The 22,820-nt window shown below is 56.4% G+C and carries 15 protein-coding genes; 10 read left to right on the top strand and 5 right to left on the bottom strand.

Annotated elements, in window-relative coordinates:
• Positions 1–96: 96 nt before the first annotated feature.
• Positions 97–1,065 carry a thioredoxin-disulfide reductase gene (trxB, locus tag AC3EMD_RS17940; protein ID WP_012542328.1) on the bottom strand — a complete coding sequence of 323 codons (969 nt, stop codon included), beginning with the start codon at positions 1,063–1,065 and terminating at the stop codon, positions 97–99.
• A 532-nt stretch (positions 1,066–1,597) separates the two neighbouring features.
• Here trxB and lrp point away from each other — a divergent pair.
• The 9 genes from lrp to AC3EMD_RS17895 all read left to right on the top strand — a co-directional run bounded on the left by lrp (position 1,598) and on the right by AC3EMD_RS17895 (position 15,447).
• Positions 1,598–2,092, top strand: coding sequence for a leucine-responsive transcriptional regulator Lrp (gene lrp / locus AC3EMD_RS17935; RefSeq protein WP_000228469.1), 495 nt, complete (start codon positions 1,598–1,600; stop codon positions 2,090–2,092).
• Positions 2,093–2,227: 135 nt separating this feature from the next.
• Positions 2,228–6,421: a DNA translocase FtsK gene (gene ftsK, locus AC3EMD_RS17930; protein ID WP_302073628.1), complete on the top strand. Its 4,194-nt coding sequence runs from the start codon at positions 2,228–2,230 to the stop codon at positions 6,419–6,421.
• Positions 6,422–6,543: 122 nt separating this feature from the next.
• The gene (gene lolA, locus AC3EMD_RS17925; protein WP_004201368.1) at positions 6,544–7,155 is read left to right on the top strand and encodes an outer membrane lipoprotein periplasmic chaperone LolA; all 612 of its coding nucleotides are present in this window, start codon (positions 6,544–6,546) and stop codon (positions 7,153–7,155) included.
• Positions 7,156–7,163: 8 nt separating this feature from the next.
• The gene (gene rarA, locus AC3EMD_RS17920) at positions 7,164–8,507 is read left to right on the top strand and encodes a replication-associated recombination protein RarA (protein ID WP_012542326.1); all 1,344 of its coding nucleotides are present in this window, start codon (positions 7,164–7,166) and stop codon (positions 8,505–8,507) included.
• Between the two features lie 91 nt (positions 8,508–8,598).
• Positions 8,599–9,891 carry a serine--tRNA ligase gene (serS, locus tag AC3EMD_RS17915; protein ID WP_008805848.1) on the top strand — a complete coding sequence of 431 codons (1,293 nt, stop codon included), beginning with the start codon at positions 8,599–8,601 and terminating at the stop codon, positions 9,889–9,891.
• 200 nt (positions 9,892–10,091) lie between these two features.
• Positions 10,092–12,530 carry a dimethylsulfoxide reductase subunit A gene (gene dmsA, locus AC3EMD_RS17910; RefSeq protein ID WP_302073627.1) on the top strand — a complete coding sequence of 813 codons (2,439 nt, stop codon included), beginning with the start codon at positions 10,092–10,094 and terminating at the stop codon, positions 12,528–12,530.
• 10 nt (positions 12,531–12,540) lie between these two features.
• A complete protein-coding gene (locus AC3EMD_RS17905; RefSeq protein ID WP_004201375.1) occupies positions 12,541–13,158 on the top strand; it encodes a DMSO/selenate family reductase complex B subunit in 618 nt (205 codons plus the stop codon).
• 1 nt (position 13,159) lies between these two features.
• Positions 13,160–14,023: a dimethyl sulfoxide reductase anchor subunit family protein gene (locus tag AC3EMD_RS17900; RefSeq protein WP_022066091.1), complete on the top strand. Its 864-nt coding sequence runs from the start codon at positions 13,160–13,162 to the stop codon at positions 14,021–14,023.
• A gap of 275 nt (positions 14,024–14,298) precedes the next feature.
• Entirely contained in the window at positions 14,299–15,447 is a 1,149-nt protein-coding gene (locus AC3EMD_RS17895) for an MFS transporter (protein WP_023322277.1), read from the top strand.
• A gap of 165 nt (positions 15,448–15,612) precedes the next feature.
• On the opposite strand, the gene pflA is transcribed toward AC3EMD_RS17895, so the two are convergent.
• The 4 genes from pflA to ycaO form a co-directional block, all read right to left on the bottom strand.
• The gene (pflA, locus tag AC3EMD_RS17890) at positions 15,613–16,353 is read right to left on the bottom strand and encodes a pyruvate formate lyase 1-activating protein (protein ID WP_002898145.1); all 741 of its coding nucleotides are present in this window, start codon (positions 16,351–16,353) and stop codon (positions 15,613–15,615) included.
• Positions 16,354–16,544: 191 nt separating this feature from the next.
• Positions 16,545–18,827 (bottom strand): formate C-acetyltransferase, encoded by a 2,283-nt coding sequence (gene pflB / locus AC3EMD_RS17885; protein WP_008805852.1) that lies wholly within the window; start codon positions 18,825–18,827, stop codon positions 16,545–16,547.
• A gap of 51 nt (positions 18,828–18,878) precedes the next feature.
• Complete coding sequence (gene focA, locus AC3EMD_RS17880) at positions 18,879–19,736, bottom strand: formate transporter FocA (RefSeq protein ID WP_008805853.1); 858 nt, start codon at positions 19,734–19,736, stop codon at positions 18,879–18,881.
• Between the two features lie 385 nt (positions 19,737–20,121).
• The gene (gene ycaO, locus AC3EMD_RS17875; protein ID WP_302073626.1) at positions 20,122–21,882 is read right to left on the bottom strand and encodes a 30S ribosomal protein S12 methylthiotransferase accessory factor YcaO; all 1,761 of its coding nucleotides are present in this window, start codon (positions 21,880–21,882) and stop codon (positions 20,122–20,124) included.
• Positions 21,883–21,998: 116 nt separating this feature from the next.
• Between ycaO and AC3EMD_RS17870 the strand changes: the two genes are divergently transcribed.
• Entirely contained in the window at positions 21,999–22,691 is a 693-nt protein-coding gene (locus AC3EMD_RS17870; RefSeq protein ID WP_012542321.1) for a DUF421 domain-containing protein, read from the top strand.
• Positions 22,692–22,820: the final 129 nt, after the last annotated feature.

Here is a 22,820-nt window from a genome sequence, read left to right as displayed (position 1 = left end):
CGTTATGGGAATATTGGGCACGGCAATGTTACATCGCGGCAAAAATAAAGGCGACTTTTCGTCGCCTTCTTTACCTTTGTTACTGACTTGTAAAGATTATTTGCAAGCGTCGGCCAAACCGTCCAGGTAACGCTCGGCGTCCAGCGCCGCCATGCAGCCGGTGCCAGCGGAGGTGATCGCCTGACGATAGATATGGTCCATGACATCGCCAGCGGCAAATACGCCCGGGATACTGGTTTGCGTGGCGTTGCCGTGGATCCCGGACTGCACTTTGATATAGCCGTTTTCCAGTTCCAGCTGACCTTCAAAGATGGCGGTGTTCGGGCTGTGGCCAATGGCAACGAACAAGCCTGCCACTTCCAGAGACTCGACGTTGTCGCTGTTTTTGGTATCGCGCAGGCGCAGGCCGCTGACGCCCATCTGGTCGCCGGTCACCTCTTCGAGGGTGCGGTCGGTATGCAGCACGATGTTGCCGCTCGCCACTTTATCCATCAGACGTTTGATGAGGATTTTTTCCGCGCGGAAGGCGTCGCGGCGGTGGATCAGATGCACCTCAGAGGCAATATTGGACAGATACAGAGCCTCTTCAACCGCGGTGTTACCGCCGCCGATCACCGCCACTTTCTGATTGCGATAGAAGAATCCGTCGCAGGTGGCGCAAGCTGAAACGCCACGGCCTTTAAACGCCTCTTCCGATGGCAGACCGAGGTAGCGCGCCGATGCGCCGGTGGCAATGATCAGCGCATCACAGGTGTACTCACCGCTATCGCCTGTCAGACGGAACGGACGGTTTTGCAGATCGACGCGGCTGATGTGGTCGAAAATAATTTCCGTTTCAAATTTCGCGGCATGCTCGTGCATGCGCTCCATCAGCAGCGGGCCGGTGAGATCGTTAGGATCGCCCGGCCAGTTTTCCACTTCCGTCGTGGTGGTCAGCTGACCGCCTTTTTCCATCCCGGTGATCAGCACCGGCTGCAGGTTGGCGCGTGCGGCATAGACCGCCGCGGTGTATCCCGCAGGTCCAGAACCAAGGATAAGCAGTTTACTGTGTTTGGCTGTGCCCATGAGATCCCCATAATAATTGGCATACATTGGGCAGAGATTGTAGGGAATTTGTTGTCGTAAAAAAAGAGCGCAGCGATTTTGTTAACGATGTGTGTAATAGAAGCGACCGATGAATTGGCGATTTTACCGGCAAAGAATATAACTATTTCTACTGTCAGCGGGACAATTATAAGACGAAAAAATGAGAATCAACCAGGGGGGATGATGAATATCTGGCATCTTGTACTAAAAATCGATGTTTTGCTTTGACAATCCCCTGTGCTTTTGCGAAAACATTCATGGAAGAAGAAAAGCAGTATTTAGCGTGCGGCGAATTTTCATGCACGCAAATGCCATTTTTATCCGGGTTAACGAAATCTACGCATGGTGTGGACAGACGCCATGCGTGATGTCGGTGACTGCCGTCAGGCAACGGGCTTCTCACGTACCCCTGGGTTACCCATTGTCGTACGGGTAATAACAGGATGGGCTCTGGCAGTGAAGGCACAGAGCCGGAACAGGAGTAGGGAAGGAATACAGAGAGACAATAATAATGGTAGATAGCAAGAAGCGCCCTGGCAAAGATCTCGACCGCATTGATCGTAACATCCTGAATGAATTGCAAAAAGATGGGCGAATTTCTAACGTCGAGCTTTCTAAACGGGTGGGACTTTCTCCGACGCCTTGCCTTGAGCGCGTGCGTCGTCTTGAAAGACAGGGTTTTATTCAGGGCTATACGGCGCTGCTCAACCCGCATTATCTGGATGCATCACTTCTGGTATTTGTTGAGATTACTCTGAATCGTGGCGCACCGGATGTGTTTGAGCAATTTAACGCCGCAGTGCAAAAACTTGAAGAAATTCAAGAGTGTCATCTGGTTTCCGGTGATTTCGACTACCTGTTGAAAACCCGCGTACCGGATATGTCAGCGTATCGTAAATTACTGGGCGAGACCTTGCTGCGCCTGCCGGGCGTAAACGACACCCGTACCTACGTGGTGATGGAAGAAGTCAAGCAAAGTAATCGTCTGGTTATTAAGACGCGCTAACACGGAACAGGTGCAAAATCGACGTAGTTTGATTACACTCCTGTTAATCCATACAGCAACAGTGCCGGGGAGACCCGGCGCTGTTGTCCGTTTTAGCAGCAGGCAGGAAACAGCCTGATACCTGGAGAGCCTTTCTTGAGCCAGGAATACACCGAAGACAAAGAAGTCAAACTAACCAAACTCAGCAGCGGGCGCCGACTCCTTGAGGCGATGCTCATCCTTTGCTCCCTCTTCGCCATCTGGCTGATGGCGGCACTACTGAGCTTTAACCCCTCGGATCCAAGCTGGTCGCAGACGGCGTGGCATGAGCCTATTCATAATTTAGGCGGCGCCCCCGGTGCGTGGCTTGCCGATACCCTCTTTTTCATTTTTGGCGTCATGGCCTACACCATCCCGGTCATCATTATTGGCGGATGCTGGTTTGCCTGGCGGCATCAGGAAAACGACGAATACATTGATTATTTCGCCGTTTCCCTGCGCCTCATTGGCGCGTTAGCCCTGATCCTGACCTCCTGTGGTCTGGCAGCCATTAACGCCGATGATATCTGGTACTTTGCCTCGGGCGGAGTGATCGGCAGCCTGCTGAGCACCACGCTGCAACCGCTGCTGCACAGCAGCGGCGGCACCATCGCCCTGTTATGCATCTGGGCGGCCGGCCTGACGCTGTTCACCGGTTGGTCGTGGGTCAGCATTGCGGAAAAATTGGGCGGCGGGATCCTGTCGGTACTCACCTTTGCCAGCAACCGTACCCGTCGCGATGATACCTGGGTCGATGAAGGCGAATACGAAGATGACGATGAAGAGTACGACGACGAAGAGGCTGCAACCCCTCAGGAGTCGCGTCGTGCCCGTATTTTACGCAGCGCGCTGGCGCGACGTAAGCGTCTGGCCGAGAAGTTTACCAACCCCATGGGGCGTAAAACCGACGCGGCGCTTTTCTCCGGCAAACGGATGGATGACGGTGAAGAGGCGGTGCAATACAGCGCCAGCGGTGCGCCTGTCGCCGCCGACGATGTCCTGTTTTCCGGCGCCAGCGCGGCACGTCCCACAGAGGATGATGTGCTGTTCTCCGGCGCCAGCGCCGCGCGCCCTGGAGATTTCGACCCTTACGATCCGTTGCTGAATGGTCATAGTATCGCTGAGCCCGTGGGTGCAGCGGCGGCGGCCACTGCCGCGCCACAGGCGTGGGCTGAATCCGCGGCTGGCCATCAGGGCGCTGCGCCTGCTTATCAGCCGGAAGCGGGTTACCCGCCGCAGGCGTACCAGCCAGAGCCGGCGCCGTATCAGCAGCCGGTTTACGATCCGCATGCTGGTCAGCCGGCGCCGCAGGCGTACCAGCCAGAGCCGGCGCCGTATCAGCAGCCGGCTTATGCTTCGCATGCTGCTCAGCCTGCGCCGCAGGCGTATCAGCCAGAGCCGGCGCCGTATCAGCAGCCGACTTACGATCCGTATGCCGCTCAGCCTGCGCCGCAGGCGTACCAGCCAGAGTCGGCGCCGTATCAGCAGCCGGCTTATGCTCCGCATGCCGGTCAGCCGGCGCCGCAGGCGTATCAGCCAGAGCCGGCGCCGTATCAGCAGCCGACTTACGATCCGTATGCCGCTCAGCCTGCGCCGCAAGGGTATCAGCCAGAGCCGGCGCCGTATCAGCAGCCGACTTACGATCCGTATGCCGCTCAGCCTGCGCCGCAAGCGTATCAGCCAGAGCCGGCGCCGTATCAGCAGCCGACTTACGATCCGCATGCCGCTCAGCCTGCGCCGCAGGCGTATCAGCCGCAAAGCGCGCCAGTGCCGTCACCGGAGCCAGAACCAGAGGTTGCGCCGGAAGAGGTGAAACGTCCACCGCTCTATTACTTCGAAGAAGTCGAAGAGAAGCGGGCACGTGAACGCGAGCTGCTGGCCTCCTGGTATCAGCCAATTCCGGAGCCGGAAAGTCCGATTGCCACTAAACCGCTGACGCCGCCAGCCTCCTCGTCCAAACCGCCAGTGGAGACAACCGTGGTCTCTGCGGTCGCGGCAGGGGGGCATCAGGCAACGGCCGCCAGCGGCGGCGCGGCAGCGGCAACCTCGGCGACGGCCGCATCCGCTGCGGCTGCGCCATTGTTCAGCCCGGCATCCAGCGGACCGCGGGTCCAGGTGAAAGAAGGTATTGGTCCAAAACTACCGCGACCAAACCGCGTTCGTGTCCCGACGCGTCGGGAGCTGGCCTCTTACGGCATCAAGCTACCGTCGCAACGGGAGGCGGAACAGCGTGCGCGGCAGGCGGAGCGCGACCCCCATTATGACGATGAGCTGCTCTCGGATGAGGAAGCGGATGCTATGGAGCAGGATGAACTGGCTCGCCAGTTCGCCGCCACCCAGCAGCAGCGCTATGGCCATCGCTGGGAAGACGATAACGCGACTGATGACGATGACGCCGACACTGCGGCGGAAGCGGAGCTGGCGCGCCAGTTTGCCGCCACCCAGCAGCAGCGCTACGCCGCTGAGCAGCCGCCGGGCGCTAATCCGTTCTCGCCGGCGGATTATGAATTCTCGCCGATGAAAACGCTTGTCAATGAGGGGCCGAGCGAGCCGCTGTTTACGCCGACGCCGGAAGTCCAGCCGCAACAACCGGCCCCGCACTATCAACAACCGGCCGCCGCTCCGCAGCAGGGTTATCAACCTGCGCAGCACCAGCCGGTACACCCTCAGCCAGTGCCGCCGCAGCCTTACCAGACTGCACCGCAGCCCGTGCAGCAGCAACAGCCGGTTGCCCCGCAGGGGCATCAGCCTGCCGCGCCCGCGCCGCAGGAGAGCCTGATCCACCCGCTGCTGATGCGCAATGGCGATAGCCGTCCGCTGCAAAGACCGACCACGCCGTTGCCGTCGCTGGATCTGTTAACCCCACCACCCAGTGAAGTCGAGCCGGTGGATACCTTTGCTCTCGAGCAGATGGCGCGACTGGTGGAAGCACGTCTGGCCGATTTCCGCATTAAAGCGGATGTGGTGAACTACTCGCCGGGGCCGGTGATCACCCGCTTCGAACTGAATCTGGCGCCTGGCGTCAAAGCGGCGCGAATCTCTAACCTGTCACGCGATCTGGCGCGTTCGCTGTCGACGGTTGCCGTGCGCGTGGTGGAAGTGATCCCGGGTAAACCGTATGTCGGTCTTGAGCTGCCGAATAAAAAGCGTCAGACCGTCTATCTGCGTGAAGTGCTCGACAACGCCAAGTTCCGCGATAACCCATCGCCGCTGACCGTGGTGCTGGGTAAAGATATCGCTGGCGACCCGGTGGTAGCCGACCTGGCGAAAATGCCGCACCTGCTGGTTGCCGGTACTACCGGTTCCGGTAAGTCAGTCGGTGTGAACGCCATGATCCTCAGCATGCTCTACAAAGCGCAGCCGGAAGATGTGCGTTTCATCATGATCGACCCGAAAATGCTCGAGCTGTCGGTCTACGAAGGTATTCCGCATCTGCTGACGGAAGTGGTCACCGACATGAAAGACGCCGCCAATGCGCTGCGCTGGAGCGTCAACGAGATGGAGCGCCGCTACAAGCTGATGTCAGCGCTGGGCGTGCGTAACCTGGCGGGCTATAACGAGAAGATCGCCGAGGCCGCGCGCATGGGGCGTCCGATTCCGGATCCGTACTGGAAGCCGGGCGACAGCATGGATGCCGTTCATCCGGTGCTGGAAAAACTGCCGTATATCGTGGTGCTGGTGGACGAGTTCGCCGACCTGATGATGACCGTCGGTAAGAAGGTGGAAGAGCTGATTGCCCGTCTGGCGCAAAAAGCGCGTGCGGCGGGGATCCACCTGGTGCTGGCGACGCAGCGTCCGTCGGTAGATGTTATTACCGGCCTGATTAAGGCTAACATTCCGACGCGCATCGCCTTTACCGTGTCGAGTAAAATTGACTCGCGTACCATTCTCGATCAGGGCGGCGCGGAATCGCTGCTGGGTATGGGGGATATGCTTTACTCCGGACCGAACTCTACCACGCCGGTGCGCGTCCACGGGGCGTTTGTGCGCGACCAGGAAGTCCACGCTGTGGTTCAGGACTGGAAAGCCCGCGGCCGTCCGCAGTACGTCGATGGCATTACCTCCGACAGCGAAAGCGAAGGCGGCGGCGGTGGTTTCGACGGCGGTGAAGAGCTGGACCCGCTGTTCGATCAGGCGGTCAGTTTTGTGACTGAGAAGCGCAAAGCGTCGATTTCCGGGGTCCAGCGTCAGTTCCGCATTGGCTATAACCGGGCAGCACGCATTATCGAACAGATGGAAGCGCAGGGGATCGTCAGCGAACAGGGCCATAACGGTAACCGCGAAGTGCTGGCGCCGCCGCCCTTTGAATGAGTGCAAAGTTGGGTAAATAAGCGCAGAATCAGCCAATTCTTCTGTTCCGCCGCCGTCGGCGGTCCTACATTAGGGACAGAAGAGGCTCCCGCGTCGGGAGTGACGCACATTAAGGAATAACAATGAAAAAACTCGCAATCACCTGTGCATTACTGTCTGGTATGGTCGTCAGCCAGGTCTGGGCAGATGCGGCCAGTGACTTAAAAAGCCGTCTTGATAAAGTGAGCAGTTTCCATGCCAGCTTCACGCAGAAAGTCACCGACGGCAGCGGTAACGCCGTCCAGGACGGACAGGGCGACCTGTGGGTAAAACGTCCGAACCTGTTTAACTGGCATATGACCCAGCCAGATGAAAGCGTTCTTGTCTCGGATGGCAAAACGCTGTGGTTCTACAACCCGTTCGTTGAGCAGGCTACGGCGACCTGGCTGAAAGATGCTACCAGCAACACGCCGTTTATGCTGATTGCCCGCAACCAGTCCAGTGACTGGCAGCAGTACAATATCAAACAAAACGGCGATGATTTTGTGCTGACGCCGAAAAGCGGCAGCGGTAACCTGAAGCAGTTCACGATCAACGTCGGTCGGGACGGCACCATCCATCAGTTCAGCGCCGTCGAGCAGGATGACCAGCGCAGCAGCTATCAGCTGAAGTCGCAGCAGAACGGCGCCGTCGACGCATCTAAGTTCACCTTTACGCCGCCGAAAGGGGTGACGGTGGACGATCAACGTAAGTAGAGGCGAAAGTGAGCAATCTGTCGCTCGATTTTTCCGACAACGCGTTTCAACCTCTGGCCGCTCGCATGCGGCCAGAAAATTTAGCGCAGTATATTGGCCAGCAGCATCTGCTGGCGCCGGGTAAACCCCTGCCGCGGGCGATTGAAGCCGGGCATCTGCATTCAATGATCCTCTGGGGGCCGCCGGGCACCGGCAAGACCACCCTCGCGGAAGTGATTGCCCGCTACGCCAGCGCCGATGTCGAACGGATCTCGGCGGTGACCTCAGGGGTGAAAGAGATTCGCGAGGCTATTGAGCGCGCGCGGCAAAATCGCAACGCCGGCCGGCGGACCATCCTGTTTGTTGACGAAGTGCATCGCTTTAATAAAAGCCAGCAGGATGCCTTTCTGCCCCATATTGAAGACGGCACCATCACTTTTATTGGCGCGACCACCGAAAACCCCTCCTTTGAGCTTAATTCAGCGCTGCTCTCCCGCGCCCGCGTCTACTTACTGAAATCGCTGACCACCGACGATATCGAGCGGGTGCTTGACCAGGCGATGAACGATAAGTCCCGCGGCTACGGCGGGCAGGATATTATTCTGCCGGAAGAGACCCGCAAGGCCATCGCCGAACTGGTGAACGGCGACGCGAGGCGGGCGCTGAATACCCTGGAAATGATGGCTGATATGGCCGAGAGCGATGACTCGGGCAAGCGGGTGCTGAAGGCGGAACTGCTGACCGAGATCGCTGGCGAGCGCAGCGCGCGCTTTGATAACAAAGGCGACCGGTTCTACGATTTGATTTCTGCTCTGCATAAGTCGGTGCGCGGTAGCGCGCCGGATGCGGCACTTTACTGGTATGCGCGGATCATCACCGCTGGCGGCGATCCGCTGTACGTTGCCCGCCGCTGTCTGGCGATAGCCTCGGAAGATGTCGGCAACGCCGACCCACGGGCGATGCAGGTCGCCATTTCGGCGTGGGATTGCTTTACCCGCGTCGGGCCGGCGGAAGGCGAACGGGCGATTGCCCAGGCCATTGTCTATCTGGCCTGCGCGCCGAAAAGTAACGCCGTCTACACCGCCTTTAAAGCGGCGCTGTCCGACGCGCGGGATCGTCCTGACTACGACGTTCCGGTGCATCTGCGCAATGCGCCGACGAAGCTGATGAAAGAGATGGGTTACGGACAGGAGTATCGTTACGCTCATGACGAACCCAACGCCTACGCCGCCGGCGAGCAGTACTTCCCGCAGGAAATGGCGCAAACGCGCTATTATCACCCGACAAACCGGGGGCTTGAGGGCAAAATTGGCGAAAAGCTCGCCTGGCTCGCTGAACAGGATCAAAATAGCCCGATAAAACGCTACCGCTAATTGAGGCGTTGCGGTAAGGTTATTACTCTATTTCCGTGGTCGTAGTCTGCGGCCACTTTTCTTTATTTAATTCGATAAGCACAGGATAAGCATGCTCGATCCCAATCTGCTGCGTACCGAGCCAGACGCAGTCGCAGAAAAACTGGCACGCCGGGGCTTTAAGCTGGATGTAGATAAACTTCGCGCGCTTGAAGAGCGTCGTAAAGTTCTGCAGGTGCAAACGGAAAACCTGCAGGCGGAGCGTAACTCCCGATCGAAATCCATTGGCCAGGCGAAAGCGCGCGGGGAAGACATCGAGCCATTACGCCTGGAAGTGAACAAACTCGGCGAACAGTTGGATGCTGCAAAGTCCGAGCTGGAAACGCTGCTGGCGGAAATTCGCGATATCGCGCTGGCGATCCCGAATATTCCTCATGATGATGTGCCGGTTGGCCGTGACGAAAACGACAACGTTGAAGTCAGCCGCTGGGGCACGCCGCGCCAGTTCGATTTTGAAGTGCGCGATCACGTGACGCTGGGGGAAATGCACGGGGGGCTGGATTTTGCCGCCGCCGTTAAGCTGACTGGCTCGCGTTTTGTGGTGATGAAAGGCCAGCTGGCCCGTCTGCACCGCGCTCTGGCGCAGTTCATGCTGGATCTGCACACCGAACAGCATGGCTATAGCGAAAACTATGTCCCGTACCTGGTGAACCAGGACACGCTGTATGGCACCGGCCAGTTGCCGAAATTCGCTGGCGACCTGTTCCATACTCGTCCGCTGGAAGAAGAAGCCGACAGCAGCAACTACGCGCTGATCCCGACGGCGGAAGTGCCGCTGACCAACCTGGTACGCGATGAAATCATCGACGAAGACGACCTGCCGATCAAAATGACCGCCCATACGCCGTGCTTCCGCTCTGAAGCCGGTTCCTATGGTCGCGACACCCGCGGTCTGATCCGCATGCACCAGTTCGACAAAGTTGAAATGGTGCAGATCGTGCGTCCGGAAGACTCCATGGCCGCGCTGGAAGAGATGACCGGTCACGCCGAGAAAGTGCTGCAGCTGCTGGGTCTGCCGTACCGTAAGGTCGCGCTGTGCACCGGCGATATGGGCTTCAGCGCCTGCAAAACCTACGACCTGGAAGTGTGGGTTCCGGCGCAGAACACCTACCGTGAAATCTCTTCCTGCTCTAACGTCTGGGATTTCCAGGCACGTCGTATGCAGGCCCGCTGCCGCAGCAAGTCCGACAAGAAGACTCGCCTCGTTCATACTCTGAATGGTTCTGGTCTGGCGGTAGGTCGTACCCTGGTGGCGCTGATGGAAAACTATCAGCAGGCCGATGGCCGTATTGAGATCCCGGAAATTCTGCGCCCGTATATGCGTGGCCTCGAATATATCGGGTAATTTTTTCTTCCTCTCTTTTAAAAGCGCCTGCGGGCGCTTTTTTTACGTCCTTATTGATACCGGGCAATAATCCATTCTACGAATGCAGTGATACTCCCTTTGGATTAAATCAGCATAAAAAACCAATAATATTTCAAAGCAATATATATATGACTATATAGCGCTTGTCAGTTTATTGTGAGCAACCAAAGCGAGTATCCATGAAAATTAAAGCCCCCGATGCTTTACTGGCTGCTGAGGTAAGCCGCCGTGGTCTGATGAAAACCACGGCAATAGGCGGCCTGGCGCTGGCCAGCAACGCACTAACATTACCCTTTACCCGACTGGCGCATGCCGCCGATACGTCGGCACCCGCCAACGAGAAGGTGGTCTGGAGTGCCTGTACCGTCAACTGCGGCAGCCGCTGCCCGCTGCGCATGCACGTGGTGGACGGCGCGATTAAATACGTCGAAACCGATAATACCGGTGACGATAACTATGACGGTTTGCACCAGGTCCGCGCCTGCCTGCGCGGGCGTTCGATGCGCCGCCGCGTCTATAACCCGGATCGCCTGAAGTACCCGATGAAGCGCGTTGGCAAACGCGGGGAAGGGAAATTCGAGCAAATCAGCTGGGAAGAGGCGTTCGATACTATCGCCAGCAATATGCAGCGGCTGATTAAAGAATACGGCAACGAATCCATCTATCTGAACTACGGCACCGGTACGCTCGGCGGCACGCTGACTCGTTCCTGGCCGCCAGGAAAAACGCTGATTGCCCGTCTGATGAACTGCTGCGGCGGTTATCTGAACCACTATGGCGATTACTCTTCGGCGCAGATTGCCGAGGGCCTCAATTATACCTACGGCGGCTGGGCCGACGGCAATAGTCCATCGGATATTGAAAACAGCCAGCTGGTGGTGCTGTTCGGCAATAACCCCGGCGAAACGCGGATGAGCGGCGGCGGGGTGACATACTACCTTGAACAGGCGCGGCAGAAATCCAATGCCCGGATGATCATCATCGATCCGCGCTATACCGACACCGGCGCCGGGCGTGAAGATGAATGGATCCCGATTCGCCCCGGCACCGATGCGGCGCTGGTATCGGGTCTGGCGTGGGTGATGATCACCGAGAATCTGGTCGATCAGCCGTTCCTCGATAAATACTGCGTGGGATACGACGAGAAAACGCTGCCCGCCGGTGCGCCAGCCAATGGTCACTACAAAGCTTACATTCTTGGCCAGGGCACGGACGGTATCGCCAAAACGCCGGAGTGGGCCTCGACGATTACCGGTATTCCGCGCGAACGCATTGTTAAACTGGCGCGCGAAATTGCCACCGCCAAACCGGCCTATATCAGCCAGGGTTGGGGGCCGCAGCGTCACGCCAACGGCGAAATCGCCACCCGGGCTATCTCGATGCTCGCTATCCTGACGGGTAACGTCGGGATCAACGGCGGCAACAGCGGCGCGCGCGAGGGCTCTTACAGCCTGCCCTTTGAGCGCATGCCGACGCTGGAGAATCCGGTTCAGACCAGTATCTCGATGTTTATGTGGACCGACGCTATCGAGCGTGGTCCGGAAATGACCGCGCTGCGCGACGGCGTTCGTGGCAAAGATAAGCTCGACGTGCCGATCAAAATGATCTGGAACTATGCGGGCAATTGCCTGATTAACCAGCACTCAGAGATCAACCGTACCCACGAGATCCTGCAGGACGACAAGAAGTGCGAGATGATCGTAGTCATCGATTGCCATATGACCTCGTCCGCGAAATACGCCGATATTCTGCTGCCGGACTGCACCGCCTCCGAGCAGATGGATTTCGCGCTGGATGCCTCCTGCGGCAACATGTCCTACATCATCTTTGCCGATCAGGCCATCAAGCCGCGTTTCGAATGCAAAACCATCTATGAGATGACCACCGAGCTGGCAAAACGCCTCGGTGTGGAGCAGCAGTTTACCGAAGGCCGTACCCAGGAAGGCTGGATGCGCCATCTGTATGAACAGTCGCAGAAAGCGATTCCTGACCTACCAGATTTCGACACCTTCCGCCAGCAGGGCATTTATAAGCAGCGCGATCCGCAAGGACACCATGTGGCCTACAAAGCCTTCCGCGAGGATCCGCAGGCCAATCCGCTGACCACGCCGTCGGGCAAGATCGAAATCTACTCGCAGGCGCTGGCGAAAATCGCGGCTACCTGGGAACTCCCGGAAGGGGATGTTATCGATCCACTGCCGATCTACACCCCGGGCTTCGAAAACTACAACGATCCATTGACGGCGAAATACCCGCTACAGCTGACCGGCTTCCACTATAAATCGCGCGTTCACTCAACTTACGGCAACGTCGATGTACTGAAGGCCGCCTGTCGGCAGGAGATGTGGATTAACCCGATCGACGCGAAGCAACGCGGCATTGCCAACGGCGATCGCATTCGCATCTTCAACGACCGCGGAGAAGTGCATATTGAAGCGAAGGTGACGCCGCGCATGATGCCGGGCGTTGTCGCGCTGGGGGAAGGGGCCTGGTATAACCCGGACGCTTCACGGGTGGATCAGGCGGGCAGCATTAACGTGCTGACCACCCAGCGTCCGTCGCCGCTGGCGAAGGGGAACCCGTCGCATACCAACCTCGTCCAGGTTGAGAAGCTGTAAGGAGTAACCGATGACAACTCAGTATGGATTTTTTATTGATTCCGCCCGTTGCACCGGTTGCAAGACCTGCGAACTGGCCTGTAAGGATTACAAGAACCTGACCCCGGAGGTCAGCTTCCGCCGCATCTATGAGTATGCCGGTGGCGACTGGCAGGAGGATAACGGTGTCTGGAATCAGAACGTTTTTGCTTATTACCTCTCCATCGCCTGTAACCACTGCGAAGATCCGGCCTGCACCAAGGTCTGTCCGAGCGGGGCAATGCACAAGCGTGAAGATGGTTTTGTCGTGGTCAACGAAGAGGTGTGCATTGGCTGCCGTTACTGCCATATGGCCTGCCCGTACGGCGCCCCGCAGTACAACGCCGACAAGGGCCACATGACCAAGTGCGACGGTTGCCATGAGCGCGTCGCCGAGGGGAAAAAGCCGATCTGCGTCGAGTCCTGCCCGCTGCGGGCGCTTGATTTCGGGCCGATTGCCGAGCTGCGCGCTAAGCATGGCCAGCTGGCCGCGGTAGCCCCGCTGCCGTCGGCGCACTTTACCAGGCCGAGTATCGTTATTAAACCTAACGCCAATGCCCGGCCGTGTGGCGATACCACCGGTTACCTGGCGAATCCGAAGGAGGTGTGAGATGGGAAACGGATGGCATGAATGGCCGCTGATGATCTTTACTGTCTTCGGCCAGTGCGTCGCGGGCGGGTTTATCGTCATGGCCCTGGCGCTGATGACGGGCAATCTTTCTCGCGAGCAGGAGCAGCGCGTGGTTGGGAGTATGTTTGGCCTGTGGGTATTGATGGGGATCGGGTTTATCGCCTCGACAATGCACCTCGGTTCGCCGCTACGGGCCTTTAACTCGCTGAATCGCGTGGGAGCCTCGTCGCTGAGTAATGAGATAGCCAGCGGGGCGATCTTCTTCGCCGTCGGCGGGATTGGCTGGCTACTGGCCGTGTGTAAAAAACTGCCTGCCGGCCTGCGTAGCCTGTGGCTGATAGTCACCATGGTGCTGGGCGTGATCTTCGTCTGGATGATGGTGCGGGTATACAACACCATCGACACGGTGCCGACCTGGTACACCGTCTGGACGCCGCTGAGCTTCTTCCTGACGCTGTTTATCGGCGGTCCGCTGCTGGGCTACCTGCTGCTGCGCGTGGCAGGCGTTGACGGTTGGGCGCTGCGCTTGCTGCCGGTGGTTACTTTGTTGGCGCTGCTGGCGAGTATTGTCGTGGTCCTGATGCAGGGGAGTGAACTCGCCACTATCCGCAGTTCAATCCAGCAGGCCTCCGCTCTGGTGCCGGATTATGGGTTGCTTATGGCCTGGCGTATGGTGCTGCTGGCGCTGGCCCTGGCCTGCTGGTGCGTGCCGCAGATCCGCGGCCGCAAGCCGGCGGTCTCGCTGCTTAGCCTGGCGTTTGTTCTGGTGCTGGCGGGAGAGATGATTGGCCGCGGCGTATTCTATGGTCTGCATATGACCGTGGGGATGGCTATCGCCAGTTAATCGGCGTCATCATGCCGGCGGTCATACGCCGGCATGATGAAAACGTGCTGTCGATAGATGAAATTTTTCAACTGAAATCAACGTCGACATTTATTAATAAATTAAGAAAAACAACAGTGTATTATCTGTTGCCTCACCTTTACCCATTCTGTGGATAAAAAACTTCTATCGTAGCCTGCAAAACCGCATCACGCCTGATTTCAGGTGGATTGACAATGTTTTTAGCGGTGGCATGATGCGCTCGCGATCTGAACATTCCTCACGGTTTTTTACCCATGACCATCTACACCCGGCCAGTGCAAATGCTGCTCTGTGGCCTGCTTTTATTGACCCTGGCGATAGCGGTGCTGAATACGCTCGTCCCGCTCTGGCTCGCCCATGAAAATATGCCAACCTGGCAGGTCGGCATGGTGGGGTCATCCTATTTTACCGGCAACCTGGCCGGTACGTTGCTGGCTGGTTGGGTGATTAAGCGCCTTGGGTTTAACCGCAGCTATTATCTCGCGTCGTTAATTTTCGCCGTCGGCTGCGTAGGGCTGGGGATCACCGTTGGCTTCTGGACGTGGCTGAGCTGGCGGTTTATCGCTGGCGTAGGCTGCGCGATGATTTGGGTGGTGGTGGAAAGCGCGCTAGTCTGCAGCGGGACTTCCCGCAGCCGCGGCCGTCTGCTGGCGGCGTACATGATGGTCTATTATGTCGGTACCGTACTGGGCCAGCTGATGGTCAGTAAGTTACCTACCGATTTAATGAGCGTCCTGCCGTGGGTGACTGGCCTGGCGCTGGCGGCGATCCTGCCGCTGCTGTTCACCCGTATTATGGGACAGGCTGAAGAGCCGCACGAAACAGTTCGTATCTGGCCAATGCTGAAGCTGCGCCAGGCGCGCCACGGGGTCAATGGCTGTATTATCTCGGGGATTGTCCTCGGTTCGCTGTATGGCCTGATGCCGCTGTGGCTGAACCATCAGGGTGTGAGCGACTCCGGCATTGGCTTCTGGATGGCGGTGATGGTGAGCGCGGGGATCCTCGGCCAGTGGCCGGTAGGGCGCCTGGCTGACCGCTATGGCCGTCTGCTGGTGCTGCGGGTGCAGGTCTTTGTGGTCATTCTGGGCTGTATGGCGATGCTGAGTCAGGCGGCAATGGCCCCGGCGCTGTTTGTGCTTGGGGCATCCGGTTTCACGCTGTATCCGGTGGCGATGGCCTGGGCCTGCGAAAAAGTCGAACATCACCAACTGGTGGCGATGAATCAGGCGCTGCTGATGAGTTATACCATCGGCAGTCTGCTGGGCCCGACCCTGACAGCAATGCTGATGCAGAATTTCTCAGACAATCTGTTATTTATCATGATCGCCAGCGTGTCGTTTATCTATCTGCTGACCCTGCTGCGTAAAGCCGGGCATCATCCGACGCCGGTGGCGCACGCATAACCATTCTGACGTGCAGCGAAGGCTGCACGTCATCTGTTTCTATCGCATGTTTTCCACTGCAGAGAGACGGCATTGCGCTTTTCATGAGGATCAACGGCGGGGCTGGAATGATTTCCAGTGTCGCTTCGGGCCGGCGTAAGCGCACCACCGACCCTGATGAGGCTCTTAGTACATCACCTTGTGACCATACTGCTCAAGAATGCCTTTCACCCGCTCCATGGTCTCTTTTTTCGGCGGATGAACGCCGTCCAGCTTGTACTCTTCGCCCATCGCTACCCATTTGTGTTTGCCCAGCTCATGGTAGGGCAGCAGTTCAATTTTCTCGACGTTGCCCATATCGCGGGTAAATTCGCCCAGGCGGTGCGCGGAGTCATCATCGTCTGACCAGCCCGGAACCACGACGTAGCGGATCCAGACATTGATATTCTTTTTCGCCAGATACTGGGCAAACTCAAGGGTGCGGTGGTTGGAAACGCCGACCAGGTTCTGGTGGATCTCATCGTTCATCTGCTTAAGATCCAGCATGACCAGGTCAGTCACCTCCAGCAGTTCGTCGATAACCGGATCGTAGCGACGGACAAAGCCGTTGGTATCGAGACAGGTATGAATACCTTCCTTTTTACAGGCGCGGAACCAGTCGCGAACAAACTCCGCCTGCAGGATCGCTTCGCCGCCTGATGCCGTGACGCCGCCGCCGGAGGCATTCATAAAGTGACGATAGGTCACTACCTCTTTCATTAACTCTTCAACGGTGATTTCTTTGCCGCCGTGGGTATCCCAGGTGTCACGGTTATGGCAGTACAGGCAGCGCATCAGGCAGCCCTGGAAAAAGGTAATAAAGCGGATGCCCGGGCCATCAACGGTGCCACAGGATTCAAAGGAGTGAATGCGACCAATAACTGACATTGCGGTGTTTTCTCCAGATGTGGCCCATCCGGGGCCGTGTTGGTGCACAGCTCAGCGGCTGCGTCGAGTCTGTTTTGACAGGTACCCAAAGTATAGATAACTGGCAAAGCAGGCTGGGGCGGGGATCACTTGTTAAAAAGGCCCCACTGATGTGGGGCCTTTATTGTACGCTTTTTCAGTCAGACTGGGAATTACATGGTCTGAGTGAAGGTACGGGTAATAACGTCCTGCTGCTGTTCTTTGGTCAGGGAGTTAAAACGTACGGCGTAGCCAGATACGCGGATGGTCAGCTGCGGATATTTTTCCGGGTTTTCCATCGCGTCGAGCAGCATTTCGCGGTTCATGACGTTCACGTTCAGGTGCTGGCCACCTTCGATGGACGCTTCGTGGTGGAAGTAACCATCCATCAGACCGGCCAGGTTGGTCTTACGAACTTCGTCATCTTTACCCAGCGCGTTCGGCACGATAGAGAAGGTGTAAGAGATACCATCTTTCGCGTAAGCAAACGGCAGTTTAGCAACGGAAGTCAGTGAGGCAACAGCACCTTTCTGGTCACGACCGTGCATCGGGTTAGCACCTGGTCCGAACGGCGCGCCAGCGCGACGACCGTCTGGGGTGTTACCGGTTTTCTTACCATATACCACGTTAGAGGTGATGGTCAGAACAGACTGAGTCGGGATAGCGTTGCGGTAGGTGTGCAGTTTCTGAATTTTCTTCATGAAACGTTCAACCAGGTCAACGGCCATGTCATCGACGCGAGCATCGTTGTTACCAAACTGCGGGTATTCGCCTTCGATTTCGAAGTCGATAGCCAGACCGTCTTCGTCACGAATCGGTTTAACTTTCGCATATTTGATAGCAGACAGGGAGTCAGCAGCAACGGACAGACCAGCGATACCACACGCCATGGTGCGGATAACGTCACGGTCGTGCAGCGCCATCAGAGAGGCTTCGTAGCTGTACTTGTCGTGCATGTAGTGGATGATGTTCAGCGCGGTGACATACTGTTTCGCCAGCCAGTCCATGAAGTGATCCATGCGATCCATGACTTCGTCGAAGTTCAGGACGTCGCCTTTGATCGGTTCAGATTTCGGACCTACCTGCATTTTCAGTTTTTCATCCACGCCGCCGTTGATAGCGTACAGCATGGTTTTCGCGAGGTTAGCACGAGCACCGAAGAACTGCATTTGCTTACCAACAACCATCGGGCTTACGCAGCATGCGATAGCGTAGTCGTCGTTGTTGAAGTCCGGACGCATCAGGTCATCGTTCTCATACTGCAGAGAAGAGGTATCGATGGACACTTTAGCCGCGAATTTCTTGAAGCTCAGTGGCAGTTTTTCAGACCACAGGATAGTAATGTTCGGCTCCGGAGACGGCCCCATGGTGTACAGGGTGTTCAGGAAGCGGAAGCTGTTTTTGGTGACCAGAGTACGGCCGTCAACACCCATACCGCCGATGGATTCTGTTGCCCAAATCGGGTCGCCGGAGAACAGTTCATCATATTCCGGGGTACGCAGGAAGCGAACCATACGCAGTTTCATGACCAGGTGGTCAACCATTTCCTGCGCGTCTTGCTCGGTGATTTTACCGGCCTGCAGGTCACGTTCGATGTAGATATCCAGGAAGCTGGAGGTACGACCGAAGGACATTGCTGCGCCGTTCTGAGATTTCACGGCAGCCAGGTAACCGAAGTAGGTCCACTGGATAGCTTCCTGAGCAGTCGTTGCCGGACCGGAGATGTCGTAGCCATATTTAGCCGCCATCTCTTTGATCTGACCCAGTGCACGGTGTTGTTCAGAGATCTCTTCACGCAGACGGATGGTCGCTTCCAGATCTTCGCCGCTTTCCAGTTTTTCTTGCAGAGACTGGAACTGAGCGTATTTGTCTTTCATCAGGAAGTCGATACCGTACAGCGCAACGCGACGGTAGTCACCGATGATACGACCACGGCCGTAAGCATCCGGCAGACCGGTCAGCACGCCGGATTTACGGCAGTTCAGGATGTCTTTGGTGTAAACATCAAATACGCCCTGGTTGTGGGTTTTACGGTACTCGGTAAAGATTTTTTTCAGCATCGGATCCAGCTCGCGATTGTACGCTTTGCAGGAACCTTCAACCATTTTAATACCACCGAACGGGATGATCGCACGTTTCAGCGGCGCTTCGGTCTGCAGACCAACGATTTTTTCCAGACCTTTCTCGATATAGCCAGCGTCGTGAGAGGTGATGGTGGAAGCCAGGGCAGTGTCAAAATCAACAGGCGCGTGAGTGCGGTTTTCCTGTTTTACACCTTCCATTACGGTGTCCCACAGCTTGGTGGTCGCTTCAGTTGCGCCAGCCAGGAAGGATTCGTCGCCTTCATATGGGGTGTAGTTTTTCTGAATAAAGTCACGGACGTTGACTTCATTCTGCCAGTCACCTTTCGCAAAACCTTCCCAGGCTGTGGCTAACTTTTCATTAAGCTCGGACATGTAACACCTACCTTCTTAAGTGGATTTTTTATTTACTGCCTGAAACAACCCTTAGTGATGGTCGTTGCCACGCAGGTAAATGACCCAGTATGTCAACCCGACCAGCAAACCTCCGCCGATAATGTTCCCGATAGTCACCGGAATCAGGTTATCAGTGATGAAGTTCATAACGGTCAAGTGTGAGAAACTTTCCGGAGTTGAACCGATAGCGGTCCAGAATTCCGGGCTCGCAAAATTGCGGATTACGATACCCATCGGGATCATAAACATGTTGGCGATGCTGTGCTCAAAGCCGCTGGCAACAAACATCGCTACCGGCAGGACCATGATCATCGCTTTATCCATCAGGCTACGACCGGAATAGCTCATCCATACGGCGAGACAAACCATCAGGTTAGCGAGGATACCCAGGCTCACGGCCTCCACAAAAGTATGGTGCAATTTGTGGTCAGCGGTCTGCAGGACGTTTAGCCCCCAACCGCCGTTGGCAGTCATATATTCGCCTGATAACCACATCAGCAGCACAAACAGCAGTGCGCCCACCAGGTTACCAAAATAGACGTTGAGCCAGTTTTTTGCCAGTTGCCCCCAGGTGATTCGACCGCTGGCTTTCGCCACCACGATCAGCACAGTAGAGGTAAAGAGGTCAGCGCCGCAGATAACGCACAGAATCAGACCCAGGGAAAAACAGACCCCACCGATAAGCTTGGCAATCCCAAAAGGCATCGCGGCAGTGCCGGTGGTCGCGGTGATATAGAATACGAAAGCGATGGAGATGAAAACGCCAGCGGTGATCGCCAGATAAAAGGTCTTCATCGGATGCTTCGTTGCTTTATAGACACCTGCTTCTTCGGCGACTTTCGCCATCGCGGCAGGGAGCAAAAGATCAAAAGGGTTGTCAGCTTTCACACTAACTCTCTCTTTATATAAGTTGGCGGTGAGATACTAACAAAGCATTATAGAAGGGAAATTGATATAGATCATATCTCACCGGAACTATATGCCTTTTTAGTGTGTGGTTTTTGCTTGTTTGATGCTTAACTATTTGAATTTTTTATGGAAAATAAATTTTAAAATTTATAAGTTATGTTGAATTTTTTCGTTTTTGCCCCAGTATTTGAGTTAATTAAAATGGAGTATTTTATTTTAAATTAACAATTGGTAAATGATATAAGTGCGATATTTACTATTAATTAACTTTACAACTACAAACTATAGTGGCTCCCTCGCCAGGTTAAAATAACGGAGCCGCATCGGGCTCCGTTGTTGGCAAGCATGTTGGCGTAATGGGGGCTTATTTTGCCCAGAACGCCGCTTTCGCCCGCTGCAGCTTTTCATACGCTTTCAGCAGCGACTGATGAGCCGGGAAGGCTTGCAGATCGCTGTCGACAGCCTGAAGGCCATAGAACGGGGCTTCGCCGCTCAGCGCAGCGCTGGCGGCTTCGACCGCATCGGCGCCATACATACGGATGAAGGCGTTCAGATACTGCAGCGGCTGACGCTCCTCTTCCTGGCTCAGCAGCAGCAGGGTCTGCAGGCAGCGATAGTAGTTTGCGCGCTCAGGGCTGAAGACAGAGGCATTGAATTCCATGGTCCATTCGGTCCAGATCAGCGCCTGTTCCAGATCGCCGCCAGCCAGGGCCAGCATCGCTTTCAGCTCGCCGACGCGCAGGGTATACCAGCCGTTGTCTTTCCCGGTGGCAAGGCCCAGCGGTTCGCGAACGCGGGTGAAATCATCCAGGCCTTCGTCATCCATTTGTTCGATGAGCGCCAGATAATCTTCTTTTTCCCACTCGCTGCCCGGCAGAGACAGAATGGTGTCCCGCAGATGGGCGCCCATGCTGTTGTTTGCCAGCCACAGGTCTTCTGCCGGATAAATATCCGACATGCCCGGAACGATGATACGGCAGGCGTAAACGCCCAGATGCTCGTAGTCGGCAATGTACACTTCTTTATCTTCGGCCTTGAAGATGGCCATCAGGGTGGCGAACTCTTCTTCGGTGGTGCCGGAGAAACTCCAGTCAACGAACGGATAGTCGGCATCCTGCTTGAACATATCCCAGGAGATCAGGCCGCTGGAGTCGATGAAGTGGGTTTCGAGGTTCGCGTGCTCGGCGACTTCTTCGTCATCAAAGGTCGGCGGCGTAAAGACATCAAGGTCTTTCAGGCTGCGACCCTGCAGCAGTTCTGTGACCGTACGCTCCAGCGCCACGCCGAAGTCCGGGTGGGCGCCAAAGGAAGCGAAGCAGGTGCCGTTAGTCGGGTTAAACAGCACGACGCAGATAACCGGGTATTTGCCGCCCAGCGAACCATCGTAGGCGAAAATCGGGAAGCCTTCGGCTTCAAGTTTTGCGATCGACTCCACGACGCCAGGATAGCGCGCCATGACTTCCGCCGGGATCTCCGGCAGACTGATGCTCTCTGCGATGATGCGGTTTTTTATGTGACGTTCAAAGACCTCTGACAGGCCCTGCACACGTGCTTCATTCGGGGTATTCCCTGCAGACATACCGTTGGATACGTACAAGTTGCCAACGATATTCATCGGAATATAGACGGTTTCGCCGTCGGACTGGCGGGTAAAGGGCAGGCCGCATACGCCGCGCTCATCGTTCCCCGACTGCAGATCCACCAGCATGCTGGCGGTCAGCTGATCGTCCGGATCGTAGAACGCGAGCAGACGGGCATCCAGCAGACCTTCCGGGACATCGTCGTTTTCGGTCAGCGGGAACCACTTTTCGTTCGGGTAGTGAACAAACGGGCCATTAGCGATAGTGTCGCCTAACCAGAAGTCAGCGAAGAAATAGTTGGTGGACAGGCGCTCGAAATATTCGCCCAGCGCGGAGGCCAGGGCTGCCTTTTTGGTGGCGCCTTTACCATTGGTAAAGCACAGCGCGCATTCTTTATCGCGAATGTGAACGGACCACACGTGCGGCACCGGGTTCAGCCACGAGGCCTCTTCGATATCAAATCCGAGGTCGAGCAATTTCTGCTGGAAGCGAGCGATGGAATCTTCCAGGGCGGCATCTTTGCCGGGAATAAACGTTTGGGTCATGGCGATCACTTTTGTCGTACGGAAAGCGCGCAATGATACGGCTTTTATCTGACAGGTGCTATCTCCATCATCTGGCTATGCTTAGAGGCAACTTATGACCCACAGGGAGATGATAGATGAAAGCCTTTGACTGGCAGCGGATGGCGCTCGATAAAGTGCCGGTGGAGTTTCTTGCCGAGGTGGCGTTGCGCAGCCTCTATACCTTCGTTCTGGTCTTTATTTTCCTCAAGATTACCGGACGGCGCGGCGTGCGGCAGATGTCGCTGTTCGAGGTGTTGATTATTCTGACCCTCGGTTCGGCGGCAGGGGACGTGGCGTTTTATGACGATGTACCGCTACTGCCGGTGCTGGTGGTCTTCATCACGCTGGCGCTGCTGTATCGCGGCATCATGTGGCTGATGGGGCACAGCGAAAAGCTGGAGGATCTCCTGGAAGGTAAACCTATCGTGGTGGTCGAGGAGGGGCAGTTGGCGTGGGAGAAGCTGCATGCGGAAAACATGACCGAATTCGAATTCTTTATGGAGCTGCGGGTCAACAGCGTCGAGCAGCTTGGCCAGGTCCGGCTGGCGATCCTTGAAACCAACGGGCAGATCAGCGTGTTTTATTATCCGGATGAAGAGGTCAGAGCGGGGTTGTCTATCCTGCCTACCCACTGTACTGCGCGTTACACCACGATTCCGCAGGAGGGGATCTATGCCTGCGTACGCTGCAGCATCGTGATGGCGATGCAGGCGGGAGAAAAGCGAATATGTTCCCGCTGCGCAAATGCAGAATGGTCGAAGGCCAGCCGAGCGAAACGACTCACCTGACAGCAAATATGTCGGTTTTATTACGTCAAGCCGATAGATTCTGTTGTGTGACGGTGGCCGCGTTTTACCGTCGGCGAGTTTTAGCCATTGCGGACCGTGTCACTGAATGATAAAACCGATAGCCACAGG

It is taken from the genome of Klebsiella sp. PK18 (assembly GCF_057784655.1).
This window is presented reverse-complemented; position numbering and strand designations above follow the sequence as displayed.

Excerpts from the sequence above, each read along its gene's own strand:
- dmsA (WP_302073627.1), top strand. The coding sequence starts at position 10,092 with ATGAAAATTAAAGCCCCCGATGCTTTACTGGCTGCTGAGGTAAGCCGC.
- AC3EMD_RS17870 (WP_012542321.1), top strand. The coding sequence starts at position 21,999 with ATGAAAGCCTTTGACTGGCAGCGGATGGCGCTCGATAAAGTGCCGGTG.
- pflB (WP_008805852.1), bottom strand. The coding sequence starts at position 18,827 with ATGTCCGAGCTTAATGAAAAGTTAGCCACAGCCTGGGAAGGTTTTGCG.
- serS (WP_008805848.1), top strand. The coding sequence starts at position 8,599 with ATGCTCGATCCCAATCTGCTGCGTACCGAGCCAGACGCAGTCGCAGAA.
- AC3EMD_RS17905 (WP_004201375.1), top strand. The coding sequence starts at position 12,541 with ATGACAACTCAGTATGGATTTTTTATTGATTCCGCCCGTTGCACCGGT.
- ycaO (WP_302073626.1), bottom strand. The coding sequence starts at position 21,882 with ATGACCCAAACGTTTATTCCCGGCAAAGATGCCGCCCTGGAAGATTCC.
- lrp (WP_000228469.1), top strand. The coding sequence starts at position 1,598 with ATGGTAGATAGCAAGAAGCGCCCTGGCAAAGATCTCGACCGCATTGAT.
- lolA (WP_004201368.1), top strand. The coding sequence starts at position 6,544 with ATGAAAAAACTCGCAATCACCTGTGCATTACTGTCTGGTATGGTCGTC.
- AC3EMD_RS17895 (WP_023322277.1), top strand. The coding sequence starts at position 14,299 with ATGACCATCTACACCCGGCCAGTGCAAATGCTGCTCTGTGGCCTGCTT.
- trxB (WP_012542328.1), bottom strand. The coding sequence starts at position 1,065 with ATGGGCACAGCCAAACACAGTAAACTGCTTATCCTTGGTTCTGGACCT.
- pflA (WP_002898145.1), bottom strand. The coding sequence starts at position 16,353 with ATGTCAGTTATTGGTCGCATTCACTCCTTTGAATCCTGTGGCACCGTT.
- AC3EMD_RS17900 (WP_022066091.1), top strand. The coding sequence starts at position 13,160 with ATGGGAAACGGATGGCATGAATGGCCGCTGATGATCTTTACTGTCTTC.